At 47.0% G+C, this 22,096-nt stretch carries 13 protein-coding genes and 1 pseudogene; 5 read left to right on the forward strand and 9 right to left on the reverse strand.

Annotated features, from left to right (window positions below):
- The first annotated feature begins 122 nt into the window (after positions 1 to 122).
- Positions 123 to 608: a hypothetical protein gene (locus CF168_RS10225; RefSeq protein ID WP_089067766.1), complete on the forward strand. Its 486-nt coding sequence runs from the start codon at positions 123 to 125 to the stop codon at positions 606 to 608.
- 99 nt (positions 609 to 707) lie between these two features.
- Here the strand turns inward: CF168_RS10225 and CF168_RS10230 are convergent, their stop codons facing one another.
- Positions 708 to 2,294 carry a DUF3369 domain-containing protein gene (locus CF168_RS10230; protein ID WP_089067767.1) on the reverse strand — a complete coding sequence of 529 codons (1,587 nt, stop codon included), beginning with the start codon at positions 2,292 to 2,294 and terminating at the stop codon, positions 708 to 710.
- A 171-nt stretch (positions 2,295 to 2,465) separates the two neighbouring features.
- On the opposite strand from CF168_RS10230, the gene CF168_RS10235 reads away from it, so the two are divergent.
- On the forward strand, positions 2,466 to 2,684 hold the full coding sequence (locus CF168_RS10235; protein ID WP_089067768.1) for a hypothetical protein: 219 nt from the start codon (positions 2,466 to 2,468) through the stop codon (positions 2,682 to 2,684).
- A 61-nt stretch (positions 2,685 to 2,745) separates the two neighbouring features.
- Positions 2,746 to 4,041, forward strand: a complete 1,296-nt coding sequence (locus tag CF168_RS10240; protein WP_089067769.1) for a tyrosine-type recombinase/integrase — start codon at positions 2,746 to 2,748, stop codon at positions 4,039 to 4,041.
- A 1,119-nt stretch (positions 4,042 to 5,160) separates the two neighbouring features.
- Here CF168_RS10240 and fdhE read toward each other — a convergent pair.
- From fdhE to CF168_RS10275, 7 genes and pseudogenes are all read right to left on the reverse strand, one after another.
- The gene (gene fdhE / locus CF168_RS10245; RefSeq protein ID WP_089067770.1) at positions 5,161 to 6,060 is read right to left on the reverse strand and encodes a formate dehydrogenase accessory protein FdhE; all 900 of its coding nucleotides are present in this window, start codon (positions 6,058 to 6,060) and stop codon (positions 5,161 to 5,163) included.
- 2 nt (positions 6,061 to 6,062) lie between these two features.
- The gene (locus CF168_RS10250) at positions 6,063 to 6,686 is read right to left on the reverse strand and encodes a formate dehydrogenase subunit gamma (protein ID WP_089067771.1); all 624 of its coding nucleotides are present in this window, start codon (positions 6,684 to 6,686) and stop codon (positions 6,063 to 6,065) included.
- Entirely contained in the window at positions 6,683 to 7,585 is a 903-nt protein-coding gene (gene fdxH / locus CF168_RS10255) for a formate dehydrogenase subunit beta (protein WP_089067772.1), read from the reverse strand. Before fdxH ends, CF168_RS10250 begins: the two co-directional genes overlap by 4 nt.
- A gap of 2 nt (positions 7,586 to 7,587) precedes the next feature.
- A complete protein-coding gene (gene fdnG, locus CF168_RS10260) occupies positions 7,588 to 10,605 on the reverse strand; it encodes a formate dehydrogenase-N subunit alpha (RefSeq protein WP_089068948.1) in 3,018 nt (1,005 codons plus the stop codon).
- Positions 10,606 to 11,128: 523 nt separating this feature from the next.
- Positions 11,129 to 12,031 (reverse strand): SMP-30/gluconolactonase/LRE family protein, encoded by a 903-nt coding sequence (locus CF168_RS10265; protein WP_089067773.1) that lies wholly within the window; start codon positions 12,029 to 12,031, stop codon positions 11,129 to 11,131.
- Between the two features lie 99 nt (positions 12,032 to 12,130).
- A pseudogene (locus CF168_RS10270) lies at positions 12,131 to 12,981 on the reverse strand (DMT family transporter).
- A gap of 99 nt (positions 12,982 to 13,080) precedes the next feature.
- The gene (locus CF168_RS10275; RefSeq protein WP_089067774.1) at positions 13,081 to 16,446 is read right to left on the reverse strand and encodes a LamG-like jellyroll fold domain-containing protein; all 3,366 of its coding nucleotides are present in this window, start codon (positions 16,444 to 16,446) and stop codon (positions 13,081 to 13,083) included.
- 594 nt (positions 16,447 to 17,040) lie between these two features.
- Between CF168_RS10275 and CF168_RS10280 the strand changes: the two genes are divergently transcribed.
- Positions 17,041 to 19,851 (forward strand): TonB-dependent receptor, encoded by a 2,811-nt coding sequence (locus CF168_RS10280; RefSeq protein ID WP_089067775.1) that lies wholly within the window; start codon positions 17,041 to 17,043, stop codon positions 19,849 to 19,851.
- A gap of 179 nt (positions 19,852 to 20,030) precedes the next feature.
- On the forward strand, positions 20,031 to 20,786 hold the full coding sequence (locus CF168_RS10285; RefSeq protein ID WP_089067776.1) for a sulfite exporter TauE/SafE family protein: 756 nt from the start codon (positions 20,031 to 20,033) through the stop codon (positions 20,784 to 20,786).
- Positions 20,787 to 20,842: 56 nt separating this feature from the next.
- Here the strand turns inward: CF168_RS10285 and CF168_RS10290 are convergent.
- A protein-coding gene (locus CF168_RS10290) for an IS3 family transposase (protein ID WP_089067777.1) occupies positions 20,843 to 22,059 on the reverse strand; the annotation gives its coding sequence in 2 pieces (ribosomal slippage) (positions 20,843 to 21,711 and positions 21,711 to 22,059; 1,218 coding nt in all).
- Between the last annotated feature and the right edge of the window lie 37 nt (positions 22,060 to 22,096).

The raw sequence follows: 22,096 nt of genomic DNA on the forward strand, positions 1-22,096 counted from the left end.
CAATGCGTTAACCTACACATTTGTGCTCAAATATGAGGTTTCGCAATGATACTTGAGCCATGTCAAAAAAGATACCAAAGATGGGGTCTGGAAAGTTGATCTAGATCAACCTACGCCATAGAATGTTAACATCTTGCATCACAAGGTTAATTTTTGTGCTTACACGCAAACTTCTGCCACTCACACTCATGCTAGTTATGATGAATCTCACAGCTTGCAATGAAAAGACCACGCAACAGATAAAAACTACGCCTGCAGACCCAACACTTTGCGTCTTTACGCAGGGAGATTGTATTAAACGCATTGGCGATATTGAGCTGCGTATTAGTCTCACCCCCGCCCATGCGCCGAGCGAAAAACCATTAACATTGAAGCTATTAACATCCGATACTATCGAAAACCTTCAGATCCGTTTAGAAGGCAGAGACATGTTTATGGGGGTTATACCTGTTAATCTTCGTGAAGTGAATAAAACCACCTATGAAGGGCAGATGATTTACGGCGCTTGCAGTAGTGGATACATGGTCTGGCGAGGATTTATCAGTTTTAACCGAAATGGTGTTCAACAAGCCGTCGTTTTTGACTTTCTGGCCGATAATCCGAGTTGATTGGAACGATTGAGCCAAATAAAACCTTATTTCGTGAATTTTTGCTGAAGAAATAGCAGATACAGCTATTTACCATTCAGTTTGTGCTGATTTTTAAGGTTATTTTAATGACTCGTCATGATCCTTCCAGTTATCTTTGACTCGAACAAAGATATCGATGTTATTGATAAAGAGTTCGAGCAAATCTGGGTCAAAATGTTTACCCGCACCTTTACGCATTTCGACGATTACATCCTCTAATGGCCAGGCAGCTTTGTAGCATCTTGCGTGTGATAGGGCGTCAAACACATCTGCGATAGCAACGATGCGGGCAAAAATGTGAATTTGATCTTGTTTTAAATTGCTTGGATAGCCAGAGCCGTCATATTTTTCATGGTGTTGTAGGGCGATAATCGCCGCCGCTTTTAAAATTGGCCGTTCGGAATTGGCGAGGATTTGGTATCCAATGCTGGGGTGCTGACGCATTACAGACCATTCTTGGTCATCTAATTTGCCTGGTTTGAGTAATACCGCCTCGGGGATGGCGATTTTACCTATATCGTGCATTGGAGAGGCGCGGCGCAATAAGTCGGCTTCGGTCTCGGTTAACCCCGCCAGTAACGCCAGTTGGGCACAATATTCCGCCATGCGCTTAACATGATTGGCGGCTTCTTTAGAACGGCTCTCGACCACATCGCCCAAACGTAGGATCAGTTCTGATTGAGTATCTTCCACCTCTTGATTCAAGAGGAGATTCTCAAACGCAACTCCGACGTTTATCGCAAAGATATCGACCAGTTTTTTATCCAAATCATCAATTTTATCAATGCCATCCATATAGAGCAGGTTAATAAGGCCGCTCTTTGTCGGGAAATAACCGATAAAACAATTGTCTTCGTATAAGCAGCGCTTTTGCATTAAGGCGCTACGCAACAGCGTGGCAATATGCTCAGGGAGTTCTTTATGTGAAGGACTATTGGCAAATTGCCCTGTACCGGCGAGGATTTCGATTTCAGCCGTATCCACATGGCCACTAATCGCATCCATCGCATTGCAGGTCAGCAGCAAGGTTTCGGTATCAAGATTAAGCAGAGTCGCAACTTGAGTGAGTAGGCCATCGGCAAATCGATGTAAGGTTCTGAGTTCAAAGAGACCCGAGGTGGCTTCAAGCACCCGCTCTAAGCCCTTACGATGATTCACTTGCGCTCGTCTTGCTTGCTCGATTTCCATAATGTCGCGATAGGAGCGAAGGGCTGAGTAGACGCTGGTCATGAGTTTGCGGGAATCGAGTTCAGATTTGGCTTTGTAATCATTGATATCGTAATTGACTATGACATCCTCTTCGGGGGCTTGTCCGGGCTGGCCAGTACGGAGAATGAGTCGAATATTTTTGTTCACTTGCACTTCGCGGATCCATTTAACCAGCTCGAGTCCCGCATGGTCGCTTTCCATCACCACATCGATAAAAGCAACGGCAATATCTTGTTCATGGGCGAGCAGCTCCTTTGCCTGTTCGCCACTGTAGGCATTAATAAAGGTGAGGGCACGGCCATCGAGGCGAAAACGGGAAAGGGCGAGTTTAGTCACGGTATGGACATCGGGCTCATCATCGACAACAAGGATCTTCCAGGGGGCCCCAGAGGTAGATGTTTCAGTGGTTTTCTTAGTGGAGAACAACGGCTTTTTGTTTGTAAGATCAATCACCATCCGGTACCTCAACACGTAAAGGAGCAGCACACAGTTAGAGTGTAGTAGAAGCCAATCAGATCAGTTGAAAATAATTAAGATAGTGGGGGAGTTAGCATTATTGCATTAAGCTTGTTGATAACTATTCTCATTTTAGTATTATCGACACAGGGTTAATCGCAGGGGATTTATATGGCTGAACGTATCAATCTATCCATATCAGAGGAAAAACTCGCGCAGCTTATTCGCGAAGGTACGTTATGTGCGGCGGACTTTTCTTGTCTCGATAGTCAATCAAAACGTAAAGTCTGGCAGCTTTGTCTGATTTGCTGCCAAAAACGCATCGGTTGCCAGCAATGTACGCAAACGAGCTGTCCACAAATTGAGTTTTTGGTTAATGCCGATAAATAACGTTATCGGCATTTGCATTTAAGTATTATCATGCAATAAACCATTAAATTTTAAAGTTAATATGCAGCTTCCTCCAGTATTACCATTATTTGATTCAATTCAATTCATACAAGACGGCAACAGTGTGGTGAATCAATACATCACACAAGTCAGTCTTGCAGATGTACCTGATGCGGGTTTAGTAATGGAACACGCAACTGATTGGTTATTCGAGCAAAAACACAGTGAAAATAACTATAAAGCCTATCGGAGTGAAGTAACAACGTTCCTGCATTGGTGTTTTGATGTCGCGAAAATGTCGCCTACACAGGTGCTACGTAAGGATATGAGTCGCTATGTAGATTATTGCTTGGCGCCACCATTAACGCTAATCGGTTACTTTAACGTGCCACAGTTTAAACTCGATAAATTGCGGGATGAGCGAGTGCCCAACAGCCTTTGGCGGCCATTTGTCGGCAAGAAAACCCTTGGGCAAGTACAGCCTTATGTGTTGAGCGATAACGCCTTAAAGACCAAGATTGCTATTTTATCCTCGTTTTATAGCTATTTAATGAGTGAGGAGTTTTGCGAGCGTAATCCCGCGCAAATTTGGTTGAATCACAGTCGTTTTGCGCAAAACAAGCAGTATCAAAGACAAACTGATGAAGATGAAAACAGCTTGGCTTTCACAGAATTACAGTGGTCCTATGTGATGAGTACAGTGACTCAGCTGACAGAAACGACACCCGAATTACACCAACGTAGTTTGTTTTTGATTTCATTGATTTATTCCTGTTATTTGCGTATTTCAGATGTTTCGGCTCGGGTTGGCTATTCACCCGTTATGGGGCAATTCAGGCAAAATCCACAGACTGGAATTTGGAGTTTTCACATTCCACTCAGTAAAGGTGGGAAAAAACGCAGCGTGGCGATTTCTAAGGCGTTACTCGATGGTTTGGTTAAATACAGGCAATTTTTGGGGCTGTCAGATTTTCCAAGGCAAGGCGAACATCATCCTTTGTTTGTTCGCCATCGCGCCGCCGGTCGTGGCCGCGACGCGGGTCTTGTCAATGCCAATCTCGGGATCCGGCAAATCCGCGAAGACATCCAAACTATTATCAATCTTGCCGCGGATAATGCTCAAACCGATGGCTTTAATCAGGATGCTGAGCAAATGCGAAAACTCACCGCACATAATATCCGACACACGGGGATCACCCATGATATCAACATCAATCGTCGGCCATTGTCACACGTACAAGCCGATGCGGGCCATGAGAGTATCGACACCACATCAAAATATTTGCATACCACACAAATAGAAAGACATGAAAGCGCCTTCAATAAGCCATTAGACCATTTACGAGGGATTGACTAGTACCGCGTTGGCATCCCAAAACCCTCTCATACAAAACTGCGCACAATGTATATTATGTTAAATCTAGTATGAGTGAATATGGTTGATTACCATTCCCTATGCAAATGACAGAGTTTCATTGATCCCTCTCATAAGTCACTCACATCAAGGGTTAAGAATGCCCTCGTTTTAACACTCACCGTTGGTTTTTAATCACCAGCCTAAGGATGTGTTTAATAGCTTTTTCTAAGGCGTTTCTACGTGAATATTTGGCTAGGATTGCCCTGCAAGTTGTGCAGATTTCACGTAGCGCACGAATGTGACTAAAGGATTGTGATTAACAAGGATTGATGATTTAGCGATATGTTTGGATGGACTCGCTTCATGCGCTATTAATGAGTGTGTTGATTTACCTCGCTAAATCGCATTGTTTAATCGAGTCTATAGTTCACAATACTCAGATACCGCAATCTACCATCAGTGGAATTGTCTTTAAGTAAAATGCCTGTTGTGCAATACGCCTAAATTATCTCAATTCCCAGAGCATTACGGTTCAATGCTGTTAAACCTACCCACATAAAGAACTCTGTTTGCTCGAATGATAATTTCGATTCCACGCTCGCAGTCCAAGTTAGATTCGATTTTAAGGCGAATAACGGCATTGTTGTTTGCCGCTGGGTCTCTAAAACGGGTTTGAGTGACTTAAGTATTCTTATGGAATGATTGAAGCTGCTTGGTTCGCTTTGTGGAGAAAAACTTTGTAATGCCGAGTGTAATCTTAACACAATAAAACCACTATATTTAGCTAAGTAATTATAAATCAAGCAGTTTAAACTCAGCTCCGCAAAATCCAATATTGTTTCATCTAGGCATTCCACATGGTCTTTTATAACCATTAACGTCTTGATAATGTGGATATAAAATGAAGGGGCCGTGCTGTGTTAGAGATAATGCGAAGGGGCATTCGAATTGATATAGCGTATGCCAAAAAGCCTGATAACCGCCCCACTCTGACTTTTATCTGTGAGTGAGTTTGATATCCAGTCAATGACCATTCGGTCACAACCTAAGTGGTGACCGAATGGAACATGTTTAGCAAAGGCCATCCATAGCCTTGTTTATTCAATCCTTTTTTATTGATTAGGCCTCATGTGCAAGTAACAGCGGATTTACCGTTGTCGCACCATAGCCCTTTGCATTGAGCTCGGCATCCAATCCCAGCGTTGCGATATCATCCGCAGCCGCATCTAACAATGGCAAACGGTTGGTAAACAACATCTTAGTGTATCCCTTACACGTCTCACAGCTCTCAATTCGCACGTTGGCTTTATGATCGTCAAAGGACCAAATGGACATCTCCCGAGATTGTTCGCAGCAAGTACAATGGGCACGCACATAATGCCACTCAGTTTCGCACAGACTGCAATGCAGATAACGCAGCCCTTCGCGGGGTTTATCGACAATCATGCTGGCTACCGGATGACTGCCGCACACAGGGCATAAGCTGGATTGCTTAACCCGATTGTCATCCATACGTGCAATCACCATGGGCGCCCAATGGGACCAATACAGTGACAAACCCGCCCAGATAAATAAGCTGAACTGTGCGGGAACGGCACTAAACTGCCCTTGCCTTAGTTGATTGCCCCACTCTAGCAATTGAGCTGGTGACTGCTGTTGTAGCTCTTGTATCACTGGCACTAAATGCGCAGGTACTTGAGATACCAACTCCGTCAGCAGTGCTTGCAATGGCTGTAACCAAGCTTGGGCCTTAGCAGTTTGACTCACTGACAGCGGAAATTGGACCTCAGGGTCAATCTTTGGCGCTGGGCCCATTTCCGTTGCAGCCAGTTTTTGCTGCGTCGACACAAGGATTTGGCAGAGCTTGAGATAATCCGCCAGCGGAGAATCCTGCGCTAATTGGGCTAAACGACGTGCTCTATGTTGGTAAATTTTCTCAGGATCTGCCGCTTTTAGCGGTTTTAATGCTAAGGGGGATTTATCAGCAAAACTTAACGGGATATCGCTGGCCATCTTCATTGCTATTTTTCCTCGTGTTCTTCTAACATAGCTGGATGGTGCTTACGGGCCCAAGCCTTAGAGACTTTGCCGTAGAGCATCCCTGTGATAGAGCCTTCAATCCAGCAGGCCATCCACACATGCACGACGAGGGAGAGCAGCATTAACACGCCGCAGGCCGAGTGGACTAAGGTGGCCCAATTGACGGCTTCTGCCGAGAACATGGGCGCAAAATAAGGCTGCCACATCATGATGCCGCTGATGAGAAACGCCAGCACAAAAACCACAAAGGCGCGGAATAACATTTTCTGACCTGGGTTGTAATGGCCCACGGGCGGAATGTTCTCTTCTTTCTGCAGTAACACCCACACCACGGCTTTCATCCAGGGCAAATCGTATTTATTCCACTTATTGTGCTGGTAGTAGCGGCTCAACATCACTGCCAGCAGCAGACACATGGCGATCCCGAAGAATGGATGCATCACTTTTGCCAGTTGTGGTGTGCCAACAATGCCACTGAGCCACTGGAACGAGGGATAAAAAAACGAGAATCCCGTTAGAAATGTCACTAGGCCAACAAAGACTATGGTCCAGTGGCACAGGCGATCAACGAGCTTATGACGGACAATCATTTCTTTATGATTCATAGCTTTTCCTCCTCTTTGACACCGGCATCAATGTAACCAGGCTGATCTTCCTCGACGATGTTGCGCCCTACTGCAATGCGGTGCATCAGGGCGAATGCCGCTGTTGCGAGCAAGCCTGCGGTGCCCAACGGTTTAAGCCAATCTTGACGCCACTCGGTGGCGGCGGGGATTTGCGGATCCTTGGGCATACCATAGCTTTCGGGTTGCGTGATGTCGTGGAGGATCATCATCATATGAGTTCCGCCAACCCCTTCGGGGTTATAGAGTCCCGCCTTGGTAAAACCGCGTTCCTTTAACTGCTCGACGCGTTTTTCGGCGTAGAACAACATGTCTTCACGGGTGCCAAAACGCAGCGCTCCCACGGTGCAGGTTTTAACGCACGAAGGCTCAAGGCCAACGGCGAGCCTATCGGAGCACAGGGTGCACTTATAGGCTTTGTTATCTTTGGCACTGATCTTAGGCACATTGAAAGGACAAGCACTGGCGCAATAACCACAGCCAATACACTTGTTCGAATCAAAATCCACTGTGCCATTGGCATGTTGCACTATCGCGCCGCTGGTAGAGCAGGCTTTTAAACAGGCAGGATCGGCGCAGTGCATACAGGCAGTGTGGGTAAATTGCCAACGCAACTTATTGTTATCCATCACTTCGTGATACTGCATTATGTTCCAGCTCTCCGGAGACAGTGTCATCGGGTTCTGGTAACTGCCTTGGAAAGTGCCGACATCTTCACGAAGGTCATTCCATTCGGAGCAGGCAACCTGACACGCTTTACAGCCGGTACATTTAGTCGCATCAAACAGCTTAGTCACCTGTTGGACCGCACCAATGCGCGCGTGGGACGCAGGGGTGATATCCGTGGTGCCTGAGATGCGGATAATATCTTGAGAAGCCATAATTAGAAGCCCTCCGCTTTGGCAATATTCACAAGGAATGCTTTGTATTCAGGGGTTTGGGTATTGGCATCGCCCACAGATGAAGTCAGCTCGTTGACGATATAACTCTTCTGCGTCAAGGCCTCATAACTGCCATGGCGTGGAATACCTATGGTGTGAACTTTTTTGCCCTGAACCATCATGGGTTGGAGTCGTTTAGTGACATAGGCCTTAGTGACAATATGCGAGCGCTTAGAGCTCACCTTGACCCAATCACCGTTATTGATGCCCTTTTCCGCCGCCAAGGTTTCATCGATTTCGATAAAGTGCTGTGGCTGGGTAATCGCAGCAAGGTGGCAATGCGTGGTCCAGTTGTTGAAGTGTTCCGTCATTGAGTAAGTGGTGCCAACATAGGGGAATTCTTCATTGGTACCAAAGCTTTCACGTAAGCCTTTGAACATCCGTGCCACCGGGTTATTGGTGACCTTAGGATGCAGCGGATTACTCGCCAGTGGTGATTCAAACGGTTCATAATGCTCTGGGAATGGGCCATCTTTTAAGTCACGCAGCGCAAATAAGTGGCCAACGCCATCAGCTTGCATGATGAAAGGATGGGCCGATTCTTCGGCATTCAATTTGGCATTAAAGTCTGGCACATCAATACCCTGCCACTTGTTGTCCTTATACTCGAGTAGCACACGGCTTGGATCGCGCGGCTTACCTTGCACGTCGCATGATGCGCGGTTGTACAAGATGCGGCGGTTTGCAGGCCAAGCGAATGACCAATTCGGGGTAATACCTTTGCCGGATGGATCGCTATTATCGCGGCGCGCCATCAAGTTGCCCGCTTCAGTCCACATGCCTGAGTAAACCCAAATACCGCATGAGGTTGAGCCATCGGCTTTTAATTCGGAGAAACCATTGAGCAGCTTACCGGTCGTGAGATCATAACCGTTCATCTCCCGCGCGATTTCCTCTGAACTTGGTTCATGCTCAATCGCATAGTCCCATTTAATGGCTTCGATAGGCGCAGGTAAACGGCCGCCCTCTTCACGGTATAAACGTTTTAATTCCAGCATGATGCCAGAAAGGATCGCAGGATCAGACAAGGCTTCACCGGGAGGATTAGCGCCCTTAAAGTGCCATTGTAACCAGCGGCTCGAGTTAGCAATTGAACCACTTTCCTCAGCAAAACATGTAGTTGGTAAGCGGAAGACTTCGGTTTGAATACTGGCGGTATCAACATCGTTGAATTGACCCGCATTGCGCCAGAAGCTCGATGTTTCGTTCGCGAGCGCATCCAGCACCACTAAGAACTTCAGATTCGATAAGCCCTTAGACACTTTTTGCTTATCGGGCTGGGAGTTAAGCGCGTTGATGCCTTGGATAAAGTAGCCGTTAACCTCACCGTGAACCATCATGTCGATTTGCTTGTTGATATCGTACTGTTGGTCCCATTTTGGCAGCCAGTCATAACCATAATCATTCTCTGCCGTTGCATGTTCACCGAAGAAGGCTTTTAACAACGACACGGTAAAGGCTGGGTAATTGTGCCAATAGTTGGTTTGGTTTGGTCTTAAGGCTTTAGGGGTGTAATGGGCTAAATAGTTTTGTAAATCAACATCTCTATCCTGTGGCAGTTTAAGGTAGCCAGGTAATCCTTGGCACAATAAACCTAAGTCCGTCGCGCCTTGTACGTTTGAGTGACCGCGCAGCGCATTCACGCCACCGCCCATGATCCCCATATTGCCAAGCAGCAATTGGATCATCGCCATGGTACGGATGTTTTGCGCGCCAACGCTGTGCTGTGTCCAACCAAGGGCATACAGGAAGGTGGCGGCTTTATGGTCAACATGGGTCGCCCCAATTTGCTGACACACTTCAAGATAGGCTTCTTTAGGCGTACCTGTGATGCTAGAAACCGTGTCGGGATCGTAGCGATCGACGTGTTTTTTCAGCAGGTTAATCACGCAGCGAGGATGGCTTAAGCTAGGGTCAACTTTTGCGTAACCCTCTTCATCTAGCTCGTAGAACCAAGTGGATTGGTCGTATTTATGGTTAGCCTCATCGTAGCCACTGAATAAACCGTCATTAAATTCAAAGTCTTCCCGCACGATAAACGTGGCGTTGGTATAGGCTTTGACATAATTAAAGTTGATTTGCTGGGTTTCGAGCAGGTAGCGGATCATGCCGAGCAGGAAGGCAATATCGGTGCCTGAACGAATAGGCGCATATAAATCGGCGACGGCAGCACTTCGGTTAAAGCGCGGATCGACCACAATCAACTTGGCGTTGTTATGCTCCATCGCTTCTGTCACCCAACCAAAGCCGACGGGATGCGCTTCTGCAGCATTACCACCCATTACAATGGCCAGATCGGTATTTTTCATATCCGCCCAGTGGTTAGTCATTGCACCGCGGCCAAAGGTGGGCGCCATTGCGGCCGGTGTTGGGGCGTGGCAAACACGGGCGATGTTATCTATCCCTAACATACCAATGGCACGGCCAAATTTATGGGTAATGTAGCAGCCTTCGTTTGCTTGGGCCGATGACGTCATCATCCCTAGGCTGACTAAGCGGTTAACGGTTTGCCCCTGGGTATTTTTCTCAACCAGATTGGCATCACGCTCGTCTTTGATAAGCCTTGCGATACGCTTAAAGGCCTCATGCCAGCTAATGCGCTGCCATTTATCCGAACCAGGTAAACGCACTTCAGGATATTTTAAACGGTGCGGACTGTTCACATAATCAACCAGTCCAGCCCCTTTTGGACACAGGGCGCCGCGGTTAATCGGATTATCGGCATCGCCTTCGATATGAAAAATGCTCTGCTCCGCATTTTTCCCATTACTGCTTTGGCTGTACATCAACAAACCACAACCCACAGAGCAGTAGCAACAATTGTTACGCGTCTCTTTTGCGCGTAGCAATTTAAAACCTCTGACGGATGCAAATGCCTTTTCGGACATTAACCCCAGTGCAGAAATAGCAGAAGTCGCGGCTCCTACAGCACAGAGTTTAAAAAACTGTCGTCTATTCATTGTCATTTCACACACTCTCTTTTATGTGCTCACAAGTTGCAGCGAATACGCTGCATGCTTGAGTAGAGAACTTAACCCTACTCATGGTGCGAGTATAAAAAAGTGACCAATAATGACAATTTCCGACAGGTGATCAAAGTCACATTAAGTCTTCAATGGAATAAATATCTAAATAAAAGGATTTGCTGCGAGGTTATAAGATTAATGCGTTTAATTTTCGTCAACATATAGAATTAAATGCCTTTTATGATGTGGACATTTTGATTGGCCAATTTGTCCGCTTTGTACCAATTTCCGATGGGCGTAAATCTTATTGTTGATGCGCATCACAAAAGTGGCGCCAGTTGCTCAGATTATGAGTGAAAATACCGATTAGCTGCTTTTTGAGCAAGATCACAATTTAAGGTAAATGATTGGGGCAACAAAGGGGGATTTTACCTGAAATTACGGTAAATCGTTTTTGTCTAAGGGATTGATGTGTGGCTGTGATAACAAGATTTTCGCTAAAAACGCTGATCTAAACTTATAGCTGCCCGCCAAAACGAGGGCTGCTTACACCATAAATACCCTGTAATGGGTAGATAAACACATCGCCTGCTTGCGGCTCTTGGTCTAATTGCGATGCGTTAAGTGAGTGTTTGGCACTGGTGACTATCAGTAAATCACGCTTTTCGCCGCCAAAAGCAATGCTGGTTGGGTGGGTAACGGGCAATTTGAGGATAAGATCGACTTCACCATCGGGACGATAGCGCACCACCTGGCCACCGCCCCACTGGGCATTCCAGAGATAACCCGCCGCATCGACATCTGAACCATCAGGGAAAATATGATGGCTCGTGCTCGCAAAGAGGCGCTTACGACTCAATAACCCCTGCTCAATATCAAAATCATATTGATAGATTTGGTGTTTTGGCGAATCAGCATGGTAGAGCGTTCGCCCATCTACGCTCCAGCACAGGCCGTTGGAGATTTCGAGATTTGTAAGGTGTTGGTGGCAAAGACCTTTCTCATCTAGACAATACAGGGCTGCGGTTTGTTGCAAAGTATCGCGCCGCTCAACCATAGTGCCCGCCCAAAAACGCCCTTGCCTATCAATCCGACCATCATTAAAGCGATTGCCAGCAAAATGAGATTCTGGCTGCGCCAACCATGTCAGGCTTTGATCTTCAATATCATAAGTTGCAATACCGATATCGAATGCGACGATAAGTGTTGTAGGCTTTACCGTGAGGCCAAAGGAGCCGACGCGGTGCGGCATGGGGAAAGTCTCTAAGGAGCGGCTCGCGAGATGAAAACGATAAATCACAGAGGATAAAATGTCGGTCCACCAAATAGATTGGTGTAAATCATCCCATAGCACACCTTCACCAAGGCGGTTGCCCACAGGGATTGTCATCAACAGATCGCCAACCGTGACCGTTTGCATGATTTACTCAAGACGTCCTTTTACCCAGAATGGCCTTATTCTTAAACAAGGCGTTGGCAGACGCAAGGGCAAAAGGAAAAGATAAATGTTTCTTTCTATTTAGCTTTTATTTTGTGGTGCAGATTTGCTGAGGACAACTAGTGCAATGCCACCGAGGATGGCACAGGAGGCTAGCAGTAATCTAAGGCTTAGGGGTTCACCCAGCAATAGCACTCCGCCAACGGCGGCAATTAACGGCACACTCAACTGTACAGTGGCGGCGTAGGTGGATGACAATAAAGGTAAAATGGAATACCAAATCGCATAACCTAAGCCTGAAGCGATGGCGCCCGAAGCTAACGCATAGATAATTCCCATCTGACTTACCGCTAAGGGATCTCGAACTAATAACAGTAATAACAGTGCCATCGGCACAGTGCGGATAAAGTTGCCTGCACTGACAGGAATGGGATGCTTGGCTCCCTTACCCTTAATCGAATAAATCCCCCAAGCGACCCCAGCGCTTATCATCAACAATGAACTCATTAGTGGCGGCGCCGACAGCCCAGGTAACAGCAGAAAAATCAAACCGGCAGCGGCGCAGGCTAATCCAAGCCATTGTCTGGTATTAAAGATTTCTTTTCGGTACAGCCCATAGCCAATCATGGTGGCTTGTACGGCGCCAAAGAGTAACAGAGCCCCCATTGAGGCCGTCATATTGATATAGGCGTAGGAAAATCCGGCTGCGTAGACAAACAATGCAAGGCTGAGCCCCAATGGCCCTTGGCCTCCTGCGCAGGTTTGTTAAGGCTTAATAGCCAGAGCATGATGGCACCCGACAACAACCGGATCAGGGTAAAGCTGCCCGCATCGATACTGCCATCCTTTAACGCAAGCCGGCAAAGTATCGAGTTACAGGCAAAGGCCAACATGGTGAGCGTTGTCAGCGTAAATAGACGAAAAACAGTCATTAGATTCCTTAGCCACGGATAACCAGAATTCAATTTCCATGCTGCAAACAATAAAAAAGCACCCGAATGGGTGCTTTCAGTATAGACAGCTAATCTCAATTATTGATTAGATTCACCAAATAAATCAGCTACATCTTGTTCAGTAATCGCTTCGTCATAGAACTTGATTTCATCGATTGCCCCTTTGAAAGGTGCATCCCAGAAGTTGACCCCGACCGCAAACTTAGTGGTCGGTACTGAGAAGATGTTCGGGAAGTTCGCGCCGGTAAACTTCAATTCACCATTGATATAGACCTTCACATCGCCGCCATTCACAGTGTACGCCAGGTGCGTCCATTGGGATTTTGGCATTACAAAACCGGTTCTACCGTCGTACCATGCTGTGCCTGACCATAACACCATGCGCTCATAATCATTTTGACCGCCTGGTAAGACGCTGGTCCAGCTAGAATCAGTTGCATAACCAAACAAGGCTGTAGTGTACTTATTCAGCTGCTCAGGGTTGAGCCACATTGACACTGAATAGGTGTAGTCTTTGATAAGGTTATTCGGCAATACAATACCAGAGGCACCATCAAAGACCGCCGCCTTGCCTACCGCGCCATCCATATAGCTGATTTTACCGCCTTCAACGCCAATCAGGTTACCCACTACAGTGCCCGCGCCGAAGTTAGCGGTACTGTCGTTAAGATTGTCTTCAAAGCTGTAGACTGCGACTGGTGTTGGCGGCGCCTTAGACTTAACGGTGGCGGTGAAGACTTTCGTCTGCGTCGCTTGACCGAGTTTTAAGGTTGCCGTTAGGGTCACCACCTTATCGGTTTCCTCACGGCCAGGCTGATTGACTGTGCCGCGGGTATCGATAATGGTTGGATCGGAAGAGACCCAAGTAATTGCCGAAGCGTAAGGACCCGTTACTGGCAGTTCGATATTTTCACGCACCGCCGATAAGTCGCCTAGCTCCAGAATGGCCGTTGCTGAGGACAAGAGTTCACTGTCGGCTAACTTGTCGATATCGAGGGCTTTGACTTCTTCAGCTGTTAATGCTGCTTCATATACTTTCAGCTCATCGATAAGGCCGTTGTATGGCAGATCCCAGTAGTTAACACCAAGACCGAAAATACCCTGTGCACCCGTATAGTAGTTGGCAAGGTTACCGCTACTGAAGCGCTCAACCCCGTTGATAAAGACTTTAACTAGCCCTTTATTGACGGAGAACGCTAGATGCGACCAAGTGTTTTCAGCGATGCGCTCACCAGTGACACCATCAAACCAGGTCTCCAGCACTGAGCTGCCGCTGGTATCGATATTATGGCTCCAGAACATGGTATTACCGTCCCAGCCCTGTGGCAGCAAGCTGACCCAAGTATTGGAGAACTTGCTACCATCTTCAGCGGTTTGCTCGTTAACTGCGCCGAAGAATGCCGTGGTAAATCCTGTGATAACCGCAGGACTTGCCCAGAAAGACACTGTGTACTCGTAGCTGGAGATAATGCCCGATGGCAGTAACACCCCGTGGGCACCATCTAATGAGAGGGCTTGTCCTTCAAAGCCTGTGGCGTAACCAATGGCATCACCCGCTTTGAAGATCCTATCGCCAGTGGGTTGACCATCACCAAATAAGCCTAGGGAATCCTTGAGGTTATTCTCGAAGCTGTAGTGGGCAATACGGTTATAGGTTTTATGGGCAAATACGGTAATTTGGAAGGTTTTAGTCACCTTCTTTCCATTGACCATAATTGTCGCGGTTAAGGTGACGACCTTATCGCCCTCGCCAACGTTGGGTCGGATAATGGTGCCATCGGTTCTGATCACTGACTCGTCGCTCGATTGCCACTCGATAGTTGATCCACGGGTACCTTGTGTCGGTAAGGCGATTTTACCTTCGGTAGCTTCGGTCGGCAGGCTAATGCCGTTTGCCGATGCCGTTAAAATTTCCTCAGTGGTTTTATCGGTGAGCTTCACGCCCCAAATACTTACCCCATCATTAGAAATGGCGCTAAATGTCGGCATGAGTTTGTTTTGCTCAGGATCCCATTGCCAAGCGAGTACGCCTTCAAAAGTGCCTAAATTGTCTAGCATTAAGGTGATTTGGTTGTCATCGCCCTGCTGGTAAGTACCAGTCACATCGCCAGATACATTGCCTTTATTGGTCCAAGTACGGGATAACTTAATGTGCAGGGAGGTGTGCGCCGCCGTATTGATATCTTTTGCGTGATTAATGAATTGATAATCACCAGTGACATCGATTTCATCGACAATGTTATCGCCGTTGATCGGTGCATAACGCTGTGGTGAGGCAACTAACCAACCATCGCTGTTGAGAAATAGCTCATGCACGCGCACGCTGTGACCTTCGCCGGTATCGGGGAAGCGCGTATGGAATACTAAGAAGTATTTGCCCGTTTGTGCATCATAAAAAGCGGAGTTGTGGCCGGGTGACAGGTAACCGTGATCATGACCCACATCGCCCGGGTGGGCCACAAATTGGAAACCGCCCATCAGTTTGACGCCATAGTCGGCGATATTGCCTGCGGCCGTTGCTCCAATCATGTCCAGACCCGCAGCATCCACATAGGGACCGTTAGGATTTTTAGAGCGAGAGATACGAATGTTGTAACCGTCTTTTTGGGCGAAGCCACCAAAGGAGGTAAACATATAATAGTATTCGGATTCAGGGCTATAGATAACATAAGACCCTTCAATCGCACTGTAATTGCCGCCCATGATCTTAGTGCCATAGCCCTGATCCGCTAACGGTTTACCCGTTGCTGGATCTAACTGCATCACCCAGATCCCGCCGGAATAGGAACCATAGGTCATCCACAGGCCGCCATCTTTATCGTAAAACACGGCTGGATCGATAGCGTTAGGGTCGACAAAACCATTGTAGTTTTGACCATTGGCACCGGGGTTTTCGGCTCCAACCTGTCCAGACTTTAAGATCAAGCCTTGGTTAACATAGGGACCGAGAATATTGTCCGAGGTGGCCATCCCCAAATAGGATCGCGATACGCAATCAATCTTATCGGGGCCGCCACAGAAGTCGTAATAGAAATGGTACTTACCGTCGGCAAGCTTTATCACATCCGGTGCCCACGAACCAACAAAGCCACCCGTCCATGCCGTGCCTTCCGCGATTTCTGACTCATAGGTATTAAACAGGCTGCTCTTGGCGGCACCATCCGAGGCAATTTGTGTCCAGTTCATCAAGTCTGTAGAACTGGCCACCGCCAAGTGTGAGCCGAAAACATAATAGGTGCCATCGGTATCTTTAATGATGGAAGGATCATGAACTACTGCATTTTTGTAGCTCACCTCACCTGCAATTGTTGGATCTGCCGATGTCACCGGGGCTGGAGGGGTAAAGGTATTTGTGTCGTTCGCACTGTAGCTGCTGTCGTCCCCACCACAGGAGGCTAGTGCCATGATCAAGCTTGCTGACACGAATGAGCGTTTAAGCACCATGAGCGTCGTTCCTTTTATTGTTGTGTTTGATAATTAGGTTAGCGTGTATCAATGTATCAATGTATCAAATATAAAAGTAATACAATACTACTGTAACACTAAAGTTACATTAGCATTATGGGGATAGAAGTAAATATCTTGTGACAGAGATTTGTGAGATTTTGCAAAACATTTGACGTTAAGGTCAGCTTGCTGGGTCTGTTGTGCCTATTCAATTCAGGTCGTGTTTTCACCACTAAACCATCATTATTTTCAATTAATTCATTTTATTTCATATGGATAAATGTGATTTATCCCATTTTCCGCATTTTAACGAAATGTGATCTTGCTTTCCTATTGCGTCAAACAGTGAGTTGACATGTAAATAGTCATACAATATGATTTTAACAGTTATGATAAATTCTTAACCTCGCCCGTTGGAGCGTAATTGACTTAACGCGGCGCACTATACGCTACAAAAAGGCTACAAAATTCTAAATTTTCAGGGACACTGTGGGGATGTCCGTGACTCTGAAGTGGAATAAAAAAGACCGGGACGTCAGATGGTGTCTTAGGCTACCGGGTCAAATAATAAAACTACCGGAGATTAACTAGATGTTTAAACAGACTTATTTGGCAAGTGCTATTCTGCTTGCTCTTGCTAGTCAAGCGACGTATGCGGCAGAAGCTGAAGCGACACAATCGCCTCAGGCAGAAGAAACGGCACAGCCCTCTTCTGGCGGCAAAGCGCAAAATAATAATGAAGAGATGGAGATCATACAGGTTCAGGGGATCCGCGGTAGTTTAAATAAAGCGGTAGAACTTAAACGTCAAAACATTCAAGTTGTCGATGCCATCGTTGCCGAAGATATTGGCAAATTCCCAGATAATAACGTGGTTGAAGCCTTACAACGGGTAACCGGTGTTCAAGTGACTGACCGCGCGTCTGGTGAGGCGAATGTTGTCAGTATTCGTGGTTTAACGGATGTGACGACCACAGTGAACGGCCGCCAAATCTTCACCGCAACGGGCCGCTCAGTTGCTATCGCCGATATTCCCGCTGCACTGCTTGGCAGTGTTGAAGTCTTTAAAACCCGTTCTTCTTCTCAAGTGGCCAGCGGTATTGCGGGTCAAATTGATATCCGCACCCATAAGCCTTTCGATTTTGAAGACAGTAAAGTCTCAGTTGCTGCTAAAGGCATCTATTCAGACCAACCCGATACTATCGACCCTAATTTCAGTGCATTAGCAAGTAATCGTTGGGATACCAGTATTGGTGAAGTGGGCGCATTAGTTAACGTGTCTTATATCCGCACTAACTATAAAGATGAAAGTGTGTCACCTGGCGCATCCTTCCCCTATTTTGTTGAAGATGGTACTCGCATTACCAGTGGTTGGAACGTGGGTTCAGCCCATGGTATCGATACCAGCGCTGGCGCCACCATTGATGGCAAAGAATATTTACTGGCTCGCGATGCGATGTTTGGCAACATTCTCGAGGGCGAGCGTGAACGTCCTGCGTTTAATATCTCATTGCAATGGGCGCCAAATGATACCTCTGAATACACCTTCGAAGCCTTCTACAATGGTTATCGCAATGAAAGCTTTAACTCTATGCTGTTCAGTACCGTCGATTCTGCTGCCAATTGGCAACAAGTGATCCAGGATGGGATTGAAGTGTACGATGGCACCAATGTGGTGAAATCGCGCACCGCATACAATGCTTACAACTTCAGCAGTGGCGATCACTCCAAAGCCAGTACCGATAGTTATGTCTTCGCCTTAGGGGGTAAATGGGACATTACCGACGAGTTCCAATTAAAGTCGGAAGTGGTTTATCAACAGAGTACCTATGAGAATGAATTTGCCGCAATGCGCGGTCAAACCACGGTTTACGGTGTCGCGATTGATGCTAATGCCGACGATGGTATCCCTAGCTGGAACTATTTAGATAATCCAGATACTGCGCTGGATGAGTCTGACTTAACTAACCCTGCCCTGTGGGAAACGGCAGATTTCTATGACAACGGTAGTAAAGATGAGGGTGATTCCTTGTCTTGGACAATGGATGGCAGCTTGTATGTGGATTATGCCATTTTCACTAAAGTGCAATTTGGCGCACGTTATGAAAAACGTAACGCTACTAACTCAAATCGCACGGCAAGCGGCGCGAAAAATATCGCTTATGCAGATTTAGATCCTTCCATGTATCTGGTGACATCGGGCTTCTTTGAAGGTCGCGCTAATGTGCCAGATTCATGGGCGGTGATTAACGGTTACAATCTGTATAAAAATCGCAGTCAATTTGAATCTCTCTGGGGCTTTGAACAAAGCAGCCTAGTCCTGCAAAAAACCTTCGATATTTCAGAACAAGCTTGGGCTGGCTACCTGATGGCTGACTTTGATACTGAAGTCTTTGGTAAGCGTTTAGATGGTCAAGTGGGCGTTCGCTACGAAGGCACTAAAGCGGATATGGACTTCTTTGACAATAAAGCCAAAGATGAAAACGACAATCTCTATACCGCCGTGAGCAGCGATACTACCGATACCTCTAAAGTGTTGCCTAGTTTTGTGATGCGTTATTGGTTAATGGATGATTTTGTTGCGCGTTTCGCCTACACCGAAACCATTCGCCAACCCGCCTTTGCGGATTTGAACTCTTTCACTTACTACACTCCGGATTTGACCCAAGTAGGTTTCGGTTCGGCCAGTGGTGGTAACCCTGATTTAGAGCCTGTCACTTCTAAAAACTATGACTTCACCCTCGAATACTATTTTGGTAATGGCAATTCAATTTACGGTACTTACTTCAGCCGTGATATTGAAGGTTTAGTCTACAGTTCATTAACCAGAACCCTGTATGACTACGATGGTGATGGTATCGAGGAAGCCTATATTCTGAACCGTCCTGGTAACACCTCAAACGGTAAGTTAACGGGCTTTGAATTAGGTGCAGTGTACTTCCCTGAAGGATTACCAAGCTGGTTAGACGGTGTCGGTACTCAGCTTAGTGCGACACTGCTGGATTCGTCGCAGGATATTCCAGAGTTCGATAGTGCTACAGGTGAGCAAATTGGCTTTACGACCCGCGATATGTTTGGGGTATCCGATGAGTCTTACAGTGCTGTGTTGATTTACGATAAGGATTTCTTCAGCGCGCGTATGTCTTATACCTGGCGTAGTGAGTTCTTAAACTCCTATGATGCGGCGTTCTTTGCTATGCCTCGCGGTATCTATCGTAAGCCTGAGCAGTCATTGGACTTCCAGTTAAGCTACAACATCAGCGATGACTTAGTCGTGAGCTTCGATGCGACTAACCTGCTGGACGATGTGTATCAGGAATACTATGAGGATTCGACCCTATTCAACCGTACGAACAATATCTTCACTCGTACCTTTGCTCTGGGCGTTCGTTACTCCTTCTAATTGACCACTGTTGTGTAAACCGAAAAAGCTAATCCTGTGGATTAGCTTTTTTTATGGTTTTAATCTAGATGCACAGCGAAAGCCATAGCCGCGCTTATGAACATGCTGGCCATCAAACTGCTTTTGTCTCTGGGCAAGCTTTGTTAGCTTAAGGATCCCACTCTTCTCGAATATTGACTATGCATACCGCCTGGTTCGACTTTACGCTGATCCCTATCGATATCTTTGCCCTGCTGACAATTACTGCGGCGTTTACTTCGTTTTTTACCGCCTGCTTCGGGATTGGTGGTGGCGTAATGTTATTAGGCGTGATGGCGCAAGTCCTTCCGCCTCAAGTGATTATTCCCCTCCATGGCGTGGTGCAATTGGGCTCGAATCTGGGCCGCGCCCTATTAGGTTGGCAGCATGTGCAGTGGTGGCTTATCAGTCGTTTCTTACCCGGCGCGCTCGTTGGCGCCGCCTTGGGGAGCTTAGTGTTAGTCGCATTGCCGCCAAAGGTCATGTACCTCACCATCGCCTTGTTTATTTTGTACTCCTGCTGGGGACCGAAAATCCCCCGTGTGGTGCTGGGAACAGCTGGGACGATAATCGCTGGTGCGGTAACAACCTTTATCTCGTTATTTGTCGGCGCGACAGGTCCCTTAGTGGCGGCCTTTATCAAACAATTAGACGTTGACCGTTTTCGCACTGTCGCGACCTTTGCGATGGCAATGTCGTTGCAACATGGGGTCAAAATTATCGTTTTTGAGGGGCTGGATATTCCTATCCTGCCCTGGTGGCCGCTGCTACTTTGCATGATTTTAAGCGGCGCCTTGGGTACCTGGCTTGGCTTTAAGATGTTAGCGCGGGTGACGGATAAACATTTCGGCGTCGCCTTTAATTGGGTGCTGACACTGCTGGCGATACGTTTATTGTGGCAGGCCTTCGTGGGATAAAACTTGGAATAAGAGAGCCTTGTCTCGTCCTGAAATAAGTTGACACTTATTTCCACCTAAAACGCTCGATGAACCTCATCGGGCGTTTTGTATTTTAAGGCCAAATGTGGCCGCCGTTGATTATAGATGGCTACCGCTTCTGTCACCATTTGTCGCGCCTCCTCCAGCGTTGCGGGCTTATGTGTTAAAAACTCCTGCTTCAAGATGCCATTCACTCGCTCTGCTAAGGCATTTTGATAGCAGTCATATCCGTCTGTCATTGAGCATGTCACGCCATGTTGTGCGTGAACCGCTTGATACGCGTTTGAGCAGTACTGTATCCCTCGGTCTGAGTGGTGTATCAGCGGTTTACTTTTATCTTGTCGCTGCTTCAGCGCCCGTTTGTAGGCCGTTAGCACCCCGTCTGTTTTAAGATTATCATCAACATGATAGCCCACGATTTTTCGTGACCAGGCATCGGTCACCAAGCTTAAATAGGCTTCATTATCTTGCAGTGGCAGATAGGTAATATCCGCCACCCAGACTTGCTCTGAGCGGCTGATGTCTACTTGCTGCTCGCTGGGCTTAAGCAAGTTGGGATGACACCTAAATCGATGATGGCTATGGGTCGTTTTATGGTACGCCCGCTTAGGCGTGACCAACAAACGATGCGCCCTAAGACAGCGAAATAACCGGTCTCGTCCTATCACTATTTGATGCATTTTGTTGAGTAAATACTGCAGTTTACGCGTACCGACTCGCGGTTGAAGTAGCCGTTCATATTGTACCATTTGCACCACCTGTTGCTCCCTTTGCTCCCATTCTGTTTGCCGCTGGCATTGTTGATAATACGCCTGGCGACTGATGCCAAGGTAACGACAGCATTGGGTGACGCCATAACCTATGGCCGTTTTTTCTTGGAGCGTTTCGCGGGTGGCTTTTTTACGACGGATATCACGTAGTCAGTTCTGAGTTTTTCGACAATGGCTTCGAAGAACGCCGCTTTCATGCGGGTATCTTCCAGTTCGGCTTCGAGGGCTTTTATCTTTTGCTCGGGGGTGAGCGTGGTGGGTTCAGTCATCAACTGTCCTCGCATTGATGTTGGCGGCGTCCCTAGGGACCAATCCAGTTTGCCATGCTTGCGTAACCACACTAACACGGTGGAGCAACCTTGAATACCGTACTTGTCTTGCGCCTGCTTATAGGTCAGCTCGCCTTTTTCCACTTGGTCGACAACCGCCAATTTAAAAGCGAGGGAATAATCGCGTTGAGTTCGTTTAATTGTTGAAGTCATTACACTCTCCAAAATGAGTTTGAAAAGTGTCAACGCT

This window comes from Shewanella bicestrii (genome assembly GCF_002216875.1).
In the GTDB taxonomy this organism is placed as follows: Bacteria; Pseudomonadota; Gammaproteobacteria; order Enterobacterales; family Shewanellaceae; genus Shewanella; species Shewanella seohaensis.